Source organism: Verrucomicrobiota bacterium JB022 (assembly GCA_030673845.1).
Classification (GTDB): Bacteria; Verrucomicrobiota; Verrucomicrobiia; order Opitutales; family Oceanipulchritudinaceae; genus WOUP01.
Window position 1 is genome coordinate 96,896 of the sequence record JAUTCQ010000012.1, and the last position, 13,042, is coordinate 109,937.

At 61.5% G+C, this 13,042-nt stretch carries 6 protein-coding genes; 3 read left to right on the forward strand and 3 right to left on the reverse strand.

Going from position 1 to position 13,042, the window contains the following annotated elements; genetic code table 11:
• The first annotated feature begins 4 nt into the window (after positions 1 to 4).
• The 3 genes from Q7P63_07410 (at position 5) to Q7P63_07420 (ending at position 6,616) form a co-directional block, all read left to right on the forward strand.
• Positions 5 to 2,941 carry an FAD-linked oxidase C-terminal domain-containing protein gene (locus tag Q7P63_07410; GenBank protein MDP0499914.1) on the forward strand — a complete coding sequence of 979 codons (2,937 nt, stop codon included), beginning with the start codon at positions 5 to 7 and terminating at the stop codon, positions 2,939 to 2,941.
• A gap of 185 nt (positions 2,942 to 3,126) precedes the next feature.
• Positions 3,127 to 5,916, forward strand: coding sequence for a glycoside hydrolase family 43 protein (locus tag Q7P63_07415; GenBank protein MDP0499915.1), 2,790 nt, complete (start codon positions 3,127 to 3,129; stop codon positions 5,914 to 5,916).
• Positions 5,917 to 6,022: 106 nt separating this feature from the next.
• Positions 6,023 to 6,616 carry a helix-turn-helix domain-containing protein gene (locus tag Q7P63_07420; protein ID MDP0499916.1) on the forward strand — a complete coding sequence of 198 codons (594 nt, stop codon included), beginning with the start codon at positions 6,023 to 6,025 and terminating at the stop codon, positions 6,614 to 6,616.
• A gap of 94 nt (positions 6,617 to 6,710) precedes the next feature.
• On the opposite strand, the gene Q7P63_07425 is transcribed toward Q7P63_07420, so the two are convergent.
• The 3 genes from Q7P63_07425 to typA form a co-directional block, all read right to left on the reverse strand.
• Positions 6,711 to 7,913, reverse strand: a complete 1,203-nt coding sequence (locus Q7P63_07425; GenBank protein ID MDP0499917.1) for an RtcB family protein — start codon at positions 7,911 to 7,913, stop codon at positions 6,711 to 6,713.
• Positions 7,914 to 8,024: 111 nt separating this feature from the next.
• Positions 8,025 to 10,892 carry a TonB-dependent receptor gene (locus Q7P63_07430; protein ID MDP0499918.1) on the reverse strand — a complete coding sequence of 956 codons (2,868 nt, stop codon included), beginning with the start codon at positions 10,890 to 10,892 and terminating at the stop codon, positions 8,025 to 8,027.
• 243 nt (positions 10,893 to 11,135) lie between these two features.
• Positions 11,136 to 12,968 (reverse strand): translational GTPase TypA, encoded by a 1,833-nt coding sequence (typA, locus tag Q7P63_07435; protein MDP0499919.1) that lies wholly within the window; start codon positions 12,966 to 12,968, stop codon positions 11,136 to 11,138.
• Positions 12,969 to 13,042: the final 74 nt, after the last annotated feature.

Sequence of the window (13,042 nt, forward strand, 5' to 3'; positions counted from 1 at the left end):
TCTTATGGCCCAGCCACCCGCCGCCTCACCCGAAGCCCTCGTCAACCGGCCGCCCGTCGACCTGGTCCGCCTCAGCAATCGTCTGAAGCAGAAGCTGCAGGGCGAAGTCCGCCTGGGGCCAGGAGCCAGCGCGCTCTATGCGACAGACAGCTCCAACTACCGCCTGCCACCGCTTGGAGTCGTCATCCCCAAAACGGTCGACGACGTGGTGCACACGCTGGAGGTCGCGCGTGAGATGGGGGTGGCAATTACCTCGCGGGGCGGGGGAACCGGGCTGGCCGGGCAGACGGCCAACCATGGGCTGATCCTGGATTTCTCAAAATACCTGCATCGCGTAACGGAGGTAAATGTGGAGGAGCGCTGGGCCCGGGTGGAGCCGGGTTGTGTGCTCGACACGCTGCAGCATCAGGTGAAGCCGCACGGTCTGCGCTTTGGGCCCGACCCTTCCACGCACAACAACTGCAGCTTTGGCGGCATGATCGGCAACAATGCCTGCGGCACCCACAGCGTGCTGGCGGCTTTTGAAGGCGAGGGCGCGCGGACGAGCGATCAGGTGATCGAGCTGGAAGTGCTCACTTACGATGGCCTGCGCCTCACCGTCGGCCGCACCCCCGAGCCGGAACTTGACGCAAAGATCCGAGCCGGAGGCCGCAGCGGCGAGATCTATGGCGGCCTCAAGCGTATCCGCGACCAGTATGGAGGCTTGATCCGCGAACGCTTCCCCGATATCCCGCGCCGCGTTTCGGGTTACAACCTCGACGATCTTTTACCCGGGCACGGTTGCCACGTCGCCCGTGCCCTCTGCGGCACCGAAGGCACCTGTGTGGTCGTGCTCAGCGCCAAGGTGCGCCTGTTGCCCGAGCCGAAAGAAAAGGCCATGCTGGTGCTGGGGTTCCCCGATATCGCCACCGCCGCCGACCATGTGCCGCTGGTGATGGAACATCGCCCAATGGCCTGCGAGGGGATGGACCAGCGCCTGCTCGGCGATATGGAGGTGAACGACCTGCACACCGAAGACATCCAGTATCTGCCCGACGGCCACGGTTGGCTGATTGTAGAATTTGGAGGCGATACGCGAGACGAGGCCAAGCAGAAAGCAAGCGCACTGGAGCAGGCGTTGCAGAAGCAAAAAACGCCGCCTTCCACCGCGCTGTTTGACGACCCGGAGCAGCAAAAGCGGGTATGGGAGGGCCGCGAATCCGGTCTCGGCGCCACCGCACATATCCCCCACCAGGACGACACCTGGGAGGGGTGGGAAGACACGGCGGTGCCGCCGGAGAAACTGGGCGATTACCTGCGCGACTTCCGCAAGCTCTTCCAGAAATACGACTACGACGGGCCCTTTTACGGCCACTTTGGGCAAGGGCTCGTGCATACGCGCATCAACTTCCTGCTCAAGGACGAGCAAGGGATCGGAAAGTTTCGCCGGTTCCTCGAAGAAGGTGCGGATCTGGTCGTCAGCTATGGCGGCACGCTCTCGGGGGAACACGGCGACGGGCAGTCCAAGGCCGAACTGCTGGAAAAGATGTATGGCCCGGAGTTGATCCAAGCCTTCGCCGAATTCAAAGCGCTGTGGGATCCGGATAACGGCATGAACCCGCACAAGGTCGTCGACCCCTACCCGCTCGACAGCAAACTGCGACTGGGTGCCGGTTACCGGCCGCGCGAGCCCAAAACGCACTTCAAGTTTCCGCAGGACGACGGCAGCTTTGCGCAGGCCACCTTGCGCTGCGTGGGCGTCGGCAATTGCCGCAAGACGGAAAACGGGACGATGTGCCCCAGCTACATGGTAACGCGCGAAGAGCAGCACGCCACGCGCGGGCGAGCCCACCTGCTTTTCGAGTTGCTGCAGGGCGATGTGATCGGCCAGAACGGCTGGAAAGACGACACCGTCCACGAGGCCCTGAGCCTTTGTCTCGCCTGCAAGGCCTGCAAGAGCGAGTGCCCGGTGAATGTAGATATGGCCACCTACAAGGCCGAGTTTATGAGTCACTACTACGAGGGCCGTCTGCGCCCTCGCCCGGCCTACGCCATGGGCTACATCTACTGGTGGGCGCGCCTGGCTTCGAAGCTGCCGGGGCTGGCCAACTTTATGACGCAGGCCCCTGGGATTTCCACCTTGGCCAAAAAGACCGCAGGGCTCGCCACCGAGCGCCAGATGCCGCGCTTTGCCCGCCAGACCTTCCGCGCATGGTTTGAAAAGGAGCATCGGGAGCCGACAGATGCCGCCAGCCGCCCTGTCGCGCTGCTCTGGCCGGACACCTTCAACAATTTTTTGCTCCCCCATACGGCGCAGGCGATGGTCAAGGTGCTGGAGCACGTAGGCTACCGGGTCGTGCTGCCGCCGCAGACGCTCTGTTGCGGTCGACCGCTCTACGACTACGGCCTGCTCGATCGCGCAAAAAAGCTACTCTTCCAGACGATGGAGGTGCTGCGCCCACAACTGGAGGACGACAGCGTGATCGTCGGCATCGAGCCGAGTTGCCTCACGGTCTTTCGTGACGAGCTGCAGAATCTCTTCCCCCACCACGAGGATGCCCGACGCCTCGGCAAGCGCGTCTTCACGTTGGCGGAGTTCCTGCAAAAAATGGTGCCCGATGCGGCGCTGCCTCAGATCAGGCGCAAGGCCTTGGTCCATCGCCACTGCCACCACCAATCTATCTTGAAGTTCCACCACGACCAGAAGCTGCTGGAGCGCCTGGGGCTGGATTTCGAGGTGCTCGACAGTGGTTGTTGCGGCATGGCGGGCTCCTTTGGCTTTGAGGCCGACAACTACGCAGTGTCGGTGGCGGCGGGCGAGCGCGTGCTCTTGCCACGCGTGCGTGCAGCCAAGCCAGATACGCTGATCATCGCCGACGGCTTCTCCTGTCGCGAGCAGATCCTGCAGCTGACCGACCGCGAACCCAAGCATGTGGCCGAAGTAATTGCGGAAGCGCTTTGAGGGCAGGGAAGCCTGGGAAGCGTGATGCGGGGTCCCAAACCTCCCCATCGATTGGCGGAGGCGGCGCGTAAATGGCGCATGGAGGGTGACGGGCCTCTCCCCAAAGAAGGCGGTCGCACCCCTTGCAACCGTTGCGCGCACCTTGCGTGGGCCCGAAGAGCTCACCTCCCCCCTCACTCCCCCCCATGGACTCCCACCGTTTCAAGGCGCTGGCTGTATTGGCCTGCGCTCCGCTGCCATTGTCGGCGGCACCCGTGCCCATTTTCAGCAGCACCGCATCGGTCCACGACCCTTCCATTGTGCAGGATGGCGAATACTATTACGTCTTCGGCTCGCACGCCGCCTCCGCCTGGTCGCCCGACCTGATAAACTGGTATCAATATTCGACCCACGTCGCGGTCGGCAACCCGCTCTTTCCCGATCCCTTCACGGAGCTGTCCGAAGCCTTTGACTGGACTGGCGCTGATACGCTGTGGGCTCCCGATGTTTACCAGCTACCCGACGGCACCTGGGCCTACTACTACTGCGCGTCCGAAGGCTCGTCGCCGCGGGGCCTTACCGGAATTGCCGAATCCGACACCGTACTGGGTCCTTACACCGATCGCGGTGTCCTCCTGCGCTCGGGCATGTGGGGGCAGGTAAGCCCCGACGGCACCATCTACGACGCCACACGCCACCCGCATGCGGTCGACCCTGCAATGTTCAACGACCCAAGCGGCGGACTCTGGATGGCCTATGGATCCTATTCGGGCGGCATCTTTGTGATGGAGATGGACCGCAACACCGGCGTGCAGCTCGATGGTCAAGGCTACGGCACCAAGATCATGGGCGGCAACCATGCCCGGATCGAAGGGGCTTATGTGGTCTACCACCCGGAGACCCAGTATTACTACATGTTCGTCTCCTTCGGCGGGCTGGGAGCCGACGGGGCTTACAATATCCGCGTGGCGCGTTCGACGACCCCCGAAGGCCCCTATTTCGATGCGGCAGGCCAGGATATGATCGCAGCCAAGGGGGCTGCGGGCACGATCTTCGACGATGTCTCCATTGCACCCTACGGGGCCAAGCTGATGGGCAATTACCAATTCCTGCATGCGGAGGGTGAGCCCTACACCACCAGCCGCGGATATGTTTCGCCCGGTCACAACTCCGTGCTGCACGATGCTGCCACGGGCAAGTGGTTCAACGTCTTCCATACCCGCTTTGTGGGGCGCGACGAGCAGCACGAGGTGCGCGTACATCAGGTGTTCTTTAGCGAAGACGGCTGGCCCGTGGTGGCGCCCCATCGCTACGCGGGTGAAACCATCGGTACCTACACGGCAGCCGACATCGCCGGCAGTTACAAGGTGATCCATCACGGCACCGATGTCTCCACCACGGTCAAGACTTCGACTGAGGTCGAGCTGCTGGCCAACGGCACGCTCTCCGGCACCAGCGGCACCTGGAGCTTGTCCGGCGATCACTACATCACGATCACGATGGGCGGTGTGGCCTACAAGGGCGTCGTCTGCCGGATGTGGGACGACGATAACCGGATGTGGGTCGATACCTTCTCCGCGCTGGCGCCCAACAACGCCGCCATCTGGGGCAGCGCGGTGGCGATCCCGGAGAGAAGCGCGCCCTACACGCCCATCGACCTGACGCCCGTCGCGGCCCAAGCCATCGGCATCGGCGAGACGCTCGACCTCGTGCTCAGCGACCGGCAGGACGATACGCCCTATGTGCTCGAATATGCCCTGCGCGAAGCCCCTGCCGGCACCACCATCAACCCGCTGACGGGGCAACTGACCTTTACCCCACTCCTCAGCCAGCAGGGCCAGACCTTTACCATCCGCGCGCAAGCGCATGACGTGCTGGAGCCGGAATATACGGACGAGGTGACGTTCAACGTCTATGTGGGCGCGCCGATCGACGTGGCGCAGTCGACCGTCACCTTCACCGGCGAAGCCACGGGCGGCATTCTCGATCAGGACGGCACGCCCACCGGCTTCACCACCCGCCTTGGCGGCACCGGAGGCACCCTCGCTACCCACGACCCGAAACTGAACCTCGACACCACCGCCGAAGTGCTGGAAATCCGCTCCAGCCAGGCCGACTTTGCGGGTCAGGCGGGCATGGCGGGGCTCTCTGCACCGGGTCTGCGGCTCTCGGACTTCGGCTTTACCGGCGATCAGGACTTCGTGATCCGGGCTGAGTTTGCCCCGGTCGTTGGCTTCGCATTTGTGGACCAGCTCGGCCTCTACGTCGGCACGGCCAGCACAAACGTCACCCGCGCCGGTTTCATCCTTCTGGATGCTCCGCAGGCCTACTCGGCTCACACGCCCGGCACTCAAGACGCAGGTGCACATTTCTCGAGCTTTATCGACGTCAGTGACGGCCTCTCGGTGGTGATTGCGCGCCAGAACGGCGCGTGGTCCTACTTCGTCGATGGCGTTTCCACCCACCCGACGACGGGCGAAGCGACCTTCCTCAATGGCCAGAGCGACCTGACCTTCGGCGTCTTTGCCATCACGCCGCTGAATGCCGACGTGAAGACCGCGCAGCTGCAATCGCTCACCGTGATGATCGAAAACGGGGATTCTTCACAGACCGACTGGGCCCAATGGGTGATCACGCACTTTGGGGCGAATCCCCTGCCGGCGGTGGCCGCGCAGGATGCCGACCCCGATGTCGACGGCCTGCCCAACCTGATCGAATACGCCACCGGGACCGATCCGATGGTGCCCGACGCCAATGGCGCGCTGCAGGCCTCATCAGCCAACGGCATGCTTTCGTTGAGCTTCGACCGCATCGCCGACCCGGCCTTGCGCTACTACATCGAGGCAAGCGATGACCCGACCATGGCCGAATGGCCCCATCAACTGTGGTCGAGCGCGGGCTCGGACAACGCTGCCGGTAAGGTGGCCCTGCCAGAAGTCGCCGCACCCAGCGACAGCGCCCGCTACTTCCGCCTGCGCGTGGAGACGGTGGAATAACGAAGGTTTCAGCAGGATTCAAAGCGGTTCAGGGAGATCTCTGAACCGCTTCTTTTTTGGTCCTAACCAACATTGACAGATTATTTTGTCGGCCCATTTTAGAGGGATGCTAGATCTTCAGGTGATTGAAGAGCCCGTGGCCGCCTCCTTGACAATGGATCCCATCAAGGCCCGAATTCTGGCCGAGCTGCGTGCGCCTGCCTCGGCGGCAGCATTGGCGCCTCGCGTGGGTCTGACGCGGCAAAAAGTCAATTACCACCTCAAGGCGCTGGAAGAGCACAAGCTGGTGGAGCCCGCCGAATCCCGCCAATGGGGAGGCATCACGGAGCGGGTGCTGGTAGCCAGCGCCTCGACCTACATTATCTCGCCCGCCGCCTTGGGCGACTTGGCCCCGGCCCCCGAGCGGCGCCCCGACAAGCTGCTGGCCAGCTACGTGGTAGCTTTGGCTTCCCGCATGGTGCAGGAGGTCGGGCGACTGTGGCGTCGCTCGCACGAGGAAAACAAACGACTCTTTACCTTCTCGCTCGATACCGTCATCCGCTTCCGCTCGCCTGCCGAGCGCACCGCCTTTACCGAAGAACTGACGCAAGCAGTTTCAGAACTCGCCTCCCGCTACCACGCCGAGCAGGCGGGCGCGCGGCCCCACCGGCTCGTGGTTGCTGCGTATCCCGCCCCACAAGAAACCTCTCACTCATCGTAGAGCGACGTCACTCTGGAAGACCCTTCCCGGCAGCTGAATAACGAGCGCAAAAAAGAGGTGGGCGTGATGACGCTCACCTCGATTACTTTCAGGCTCAATCTTCCGGGCGTTCTCCGGCCGGGGCCATCTTGACGATCCGCGGGTGGAAGGCCGCAAAGGTCTCGACGAGGTCTTGCTGCTCGGCCATCACTTCGTCGATGTCCTTATAGACAAACGGCACTTCGTCCAGTCCGGCTGAGATCAGGTGCACCCCGCGCTCGGTCAGGAGCTGGCGAGCATCGGCCCAGTTGAGCGACTTCCTGGCCTTTGTGCGGCTCATCACGCGGCCGGCACCGTGTGAGGCGCTGCAGAGGGATTCCGGCTGCCCCTTGCCCATTACAATGTAGGCGGGGCTGGCCATGGTGCCAGGGATGATGCCGAGCACGCCCGCGTGGGCGGGCGTGGCACCCTTGCGGTGCACGACCACCTCGCGGCCTTCGTGCACTTCCTTCCAGGCGAAGTTGTGAGGGTTTTCGAGGTCGAGCAGCACCTCGGCCCCCAGGTTGCCGGCCATTGCGCGGTGAATGCAGGCGTGGTTGGCGGCGGCGTAATGCCCCATCAGCTCCATCGCGGCCCAGTATTCCTGCCCTTCGTGCGTATCCAGCCCCAGCCAGCTGAGGAAGCGGAGGCGCTCCGGGATGTCCGGGTGCTGGCTCTTGGCCAGCTTGCTGTAATGGTCGCAGACGGCCGCCCCGGTCCCACGGCTTCCGCTGTGCGAGAGCAGCGCCAGGTATTTCCCCGGTGCCAGCCCCGCCCGAGCGTCTTGAATGATCAACTCTCCAAACTCGACGAAGTGGTTACCGCTCCCGCTGGTCCCAAGCTGGCCCCACGCGCGGTCCTTGTTCTGGTGGGTGATCGGCGATACGCTCCAGTCGCGGTCCATTACGTCATGTAGGTGGCGGCGCTTGAACTTGGCCCCCACCCCAAACTGGGTCTCACGCTCCAAGGCATCACGCAGGCGCTTGCGGCCCACTTCGTCTTTCAGCGTCTCGACCGGCAAGTCCAGCACGGTCATCTTCATGCGGCAGGCGATGTCGACCCCCACGGCGTAGGGGATGACGGCGTTTTCTGTCGCCAGCACCCCACCGATGGGCAAGCCGTAACCGAGGTGGGCATCCGGCATCAGGGCCCCACGAACGGAAATCGGCAGCTCGGCCGCGTCGGCGATCTGTTGCAACGACTCCGGCTCCAGGTCCTTACCCCAGATGCGAACGGGAGCGGCCTGAGCGCGGGGCGTAAAGGGATAGGCGTGCTTCATGGCTCTTCCACATCTTTGGGAGTGGAGCCCACGATGCCAACCAGTAACAAAAAGGACGACCCCACCACAGGGTCGCCCTTGCTCTCAAGTCAGTTCCAGGCGTTTGCGCGACTAGAAGTCGTAGCGCATGCCGACCGCGAAGGTACGGCTGACGATCCAGTTGCCGAAGTTGAAGAGGTCTTCGTCTTCGTAATAGCTGTGGAAGGTCTCCTGCGTGAGGTTCGTCGCGTCGAAGGTCACCGTCAGCGCTTCCGTCACCGCCCAGGAGACTTGCAGGTCGAGGCTCTTGTCGGGAGTGCGGTAAACGCCTCTGGGGTTAGCAAACTGGGGAGCCTCATACTCGTTCATGAAGTTGTCTCGCCAGACATAGCCCAGGCGGGCGCTCACCGGGCCACGCTCATAGGCGAGCACAACACTATAGGAAGTGTCGGAAACGCCGAAAAATGGCCTGCGATCTTCCCTCACGACTTCCCCTTGATTATTGGTTACAGGGATGGTCTGCTCCGAATCAAGCAGTGTAAGGCTCGCCTGCACTCCAAAACCATCGAGGACTGAAGGCAGGCTCTCCGGGAAATAGATCAAACCAAATTCAAACCCATCCAAGGTGCCATCAGAGGTGTTATCAGGCCGTGTGAGGATATAAGGATAGTCCTCGCCTTGGGCATTCTGCGCAATGATGCGACTGCGGAAAGTCTCCACCAAACCTTCAACCTCGCGCTTGAACCAAGTGCCATAGATGGCATTGCCTTCGCCAAAGTAGTATTCAAGGGAGATGTCGTAGTTTTTCGACGTCGTTGGATCAAGATAAGGGTTACCGCTGGTAGCCTCACCATAACCAATGTTGGTCACGTCGTCGACCAAGTTAAGATTTGGATTCAACTGGCTGAAATTCGGACGTCGCAACGTTTCGCCGTAGCTCAGGCGGAGACGGAGATCTTCCGTCAGGCTGTAGCGGACCGAAGCACTGGGGAGAAATTTCTCAACATCAACACTGACGGTCTCCCCAAACTGCATATCGGTAGTGACGGTGACGTAACGGACACCGAACTGCCCGTCCAGCTTCCGTCCGAACAGCTCGGTTGCGAAAGTAGACATGAGGTAGGCAGAAGTGGTGGCTTCCTCTACATCGAAGTTCTTCTCAATAGGATTATTGTAAATAGTCGGATCGTCCAACGTGTTCCGATAGAGCTGACGGATAGCCTCCCGGTTGTCGAAAATGAAATCGCCATCAGCAGAGAGCCAACTACTGGGAATATCAGCCCGCCCATCGAAAAATCCGCTATTGGTACTACCGAACTCTGGAAAACTGCTCAGCGGCTGCCCAAGGAATGGCACTGCAGCTTGCGGTCGATCTGCTTCCGAGGCACTGCGGTCATCGTAGCGAACCCCAAACTTGAGCGATTCGAGGACAGGCCAATCGAGCTTGTAGTCGCCATCGGTGGTATAGGTCCAAGCTTCGCCTTCGTGCCTGACCGAGTTATCGTACAATTGGGCTACAGTCCACAGCGACGGGTCGGTGAGAGAACTTTCATCAGCGGCAGTGGTTGGGTTATCCCCAAAACTGAAAGCAGGGAGGCCGCCCTTACTATTGAAATCAATATCGATGGAATCGAAGACCCGATCGAAACGCATACCAAAGAATTCCTCTTTAAATTCGCTGGTTTGGTATGTAATCTCGGACTTCAGCGTCAGGTTATCGCCGATATCCCAGCGCCCGCCTACAGCATAGAGATAGCTGTCGGTCTCGCTGCGAGTAATATCACCGCTAGTAAAGCCGTAGGGAGCTCCGACTCTGCGCGACTTAATAATATTGGTCCCCGGGTAGAGCTCGACTTCTGGATCGTCGCCAAGTGCTCCCCACCAGTCTGCAAAGGAGAAGAGCAGCGAGTTGCTGGTCTCGTTACGATAACCGTTATAAAACGCCTCGAAGACGTATTCTGACCAATCATTAGGGGCGTATTGAATGGAAAGGTTGCCTGCCGGACGTTCGCGGGATCCGAGAAGATCGCTCTGGAAAATCGCATCGCGGCTCAGCAGGTAGGGCACCTGCACGGTCTGGCCGTCGATAATCATGGGCAAAGTGGAGCCTTCTGCATAGGGCAGGCCTGCGTCCAGGCCCGGCTCCCACAGGTCGCCCCCTTCCACGATCGGCGAGACTCCTTCACGTTCGAGGAAAATACGCTCATAAGGTGTCCACGGGGCGGGAGGGGTGCCATTTACGAAAGGCACGGCAGCGCCTGGGGTCACGCTTTGGTCGCGGTAGTTCGTCTCTGCATAGGAGACATTGAAGAGTACCCCGAGGCGAGCCCCACCCTGAAGTTCCCAGGTGTTACTGATGAGCGCGCTGAGGTTGGGGTCGAACTCATCGGCCTGCTCCTGATAGATACCGCGGGCCGCGACCACGGCCTTGAAGCCGTCGAAGTTGAAAGGCCGGTGGGTCCTGATGTCGATCACACCGGCAATCCCGGTCTCGATCTGGTCGGCGGAACGGGTTTTGTAAACGTCGACCCGGTGCAGCAGGCTGGCCGGAATGTCTTGCAAGGAGACGTGGCGGCCGGAAGAAGTAAAGATGTTGCGGCCGTTGATAGTGGTGTTGACGTCGTTGAGGCCGCGAATGGATACGGTGGAGACTTCGCCGCCAGCACGGTCGGTCACCTGCACGCCGGAGACGCGCTGGAGGGCTTCGACGAGATTGTTGTCCGGGAACTTGCCGATGTCTTCCGCCACGATCGCGTCGACCATCTCATACGAGCCGCGCTTGATTTCGATCGACTGGATCATGCTCTCGCGCATGCCGGTGACGACGAACTCTTCCAGCTCGAAGACCTGGTCGTCGTCGGGCGTTTCGTTGCTGGCGGTCTGGGCCAGCGTGAGGTTGGCGCCGGCCGCGAGGGCCAGAAGGAAAGACAGGGAAAAAAGCGCGGCTTTCCGGGGGGAACGCGGAAAACCCGGGGCTTGGGTTTGTAGATTGGGGGTCATAAGCAGAGGATGTGAGTGAACATGAAGTCTCGGTCATGTCCGTCGTGCCTCAGGAGCCAAGGTGCGGGCACAGAACCGATTGGGTGCTTCACGGGTATATGCGCCAACGGCAGCCGATTCCCGCCACTCGTCCAGAAGGTTTCATAAAACTCCGCCTGACGCGCGCTTGATCTTCCCTCCCGGGCACAAAAAAAGGAGCCCTTGGTGGGCTCCCTCTGCAAATGCTTATGAACGCAACAGGCGCTAGGCGTTGAGCGCAGCTTCGCGCTTTTCGGCCTTGCGGCGCTCGTTGGAGTTGAGGATGCGCTTGCGCAGGCGCAGGTAATTCGGCGTGGCTTCAACAAACTCGTCGCCCGCGATGTACTCCAGCGCGCGCTCCAGCGAGAAGCGGAGGGCCGGGGCGAGCTGGACATTGTCGTCGCGACCGGAAGCGCGCATGTTGTCGAGCTTCTTGGCCTTGGTCGGGTTGACGGGGATCTCTTCCTTGCGGGGGTTTTCGCCGACCACCATACCTTCGTAAACCATGTCGCCCGGGCCGACAAAGAGCTTGCCGCGCTCTTGCAGGGCCATCAGCGAGTAGCCGGTGGCTTCGCCGGTGTCCATGGAGACGAGGGTGCCGGTGAGGCGGGTATTGATTTCGCCCGCCCAGTTGCCGTAGTCCTTGAAAAGGTGAGACATCACGGCGCGGCCGGACGTCAGGTTCATCAGGTCGAATTCGAAACCGATCAAGCCGCGCGTCGGCAGGTAGCACTCTACCGTGGTGCCGAGCTTGTGGTTGATCATGTTGTCGATGCGGGCCTTGCGGCCAGCGAGCGACTTGAGGATGCCGCCGAGGCAGTCGTCGGGCGTCTCGACCCAGAGGGTTTCGTACGGCTCAAGCGTGTTGCCTTGCTCGTCCTTGCGGGTAATGACCTTGGGGCGCGAAACGAGCACTTCGTAGCCTTCGCGGCGCATGGTTTCGACGAGCACGGCCACCTGCATGGCGCCACGGGCCACGACTTCAAAGGTGCCACCAAATTCGCCATCGCTGATGCGCAGGGAGATGTTGATCTTCTGCTCGCGGGCGAGGCGGTCGCGGATTTGGCGGGAGGTGACGTATTTGCCGTCCTGGCCAGCCAGCGGGCCGTCATTGACCGCGAACATCATGGAGATGGTGGGCGGGTCGATTTCGACGAACGGCAGCGGCTCGGCGGTTTCATCGGCGGCGAGCGTCACGCCGATGTCGACGTCTTCAAAGCCGGCGAGGCCGATAATGTCACCGGCTTCACCAGCCAAAGAGTCGGAGGTCGCGAGGCCGCTGTAGGTAAAGATCTTGGTGATCTTGGTGCGCTTCTTGTTGCCTTCGCGATCGAAGACGTAGATCTGATCGCCCGCCTGGATCCGGCCGCTGGCTACCTTGCCCACCGCCACACGACCGACGTAGTCGTTCCAGTCGATGTTGCTCACGAGCATCTTGAACGGCTGTTCCGGTTCGGCTTCCGGGCCGTGGATGGCCTCGACGATGGTCTCGAAGAGCGGGATCATGTCCTTGCGCTCGTCGTTGAGGTCGTGGACCATGAAGCCGTTCTTGGCGCTGCCGTAGATGAACGGGCAATTAAATTGTTCTTCGGTCGCTTCCAGCTCCATCAGCAGCTCGAGCACCTGATCGTGCACCTTGTGCGGGTCGCTGTTGTCGCGGTCGATCTTGTTGATCACCACGACCGGGCGCAGGCCTTGCTGGAGCGCCTTGCGCAGCACGAAGCGGGTCTGCGCCTGCGGGCCGTCGTAGGCGTCGACGAGCAGCAGCACGCCGTCGACCATCTTCATCACGCGCTCCACCTCGCCGCCGAAGTCGGCGTGGCCAGGGGTATCAACGATGTTGATGATGTAGTCGCGCCAGTGCACGGAAGTGTTCTTGGCCTTGATGGTGATGCCCTTCTCGCGTTCGAGATCCATGCTATCCATGGCTCGCTCAGCCACTTGCTGGTTTTCACGGAAGGCGCCGCCTTGGCGCAGGAGTTGGTCCACCAGGGTCGTCTTGCCGTGGTCAACGTGGGCGATGATCGCAATATTGCGGATGTGGGCGATGGTCGGCATGCCAGTATAAGTTCAGAGACAAAAGGGCCAGAATGCAGGAACCGGGCGGGCGAAGCAAGGCTGTAGTTGGACGA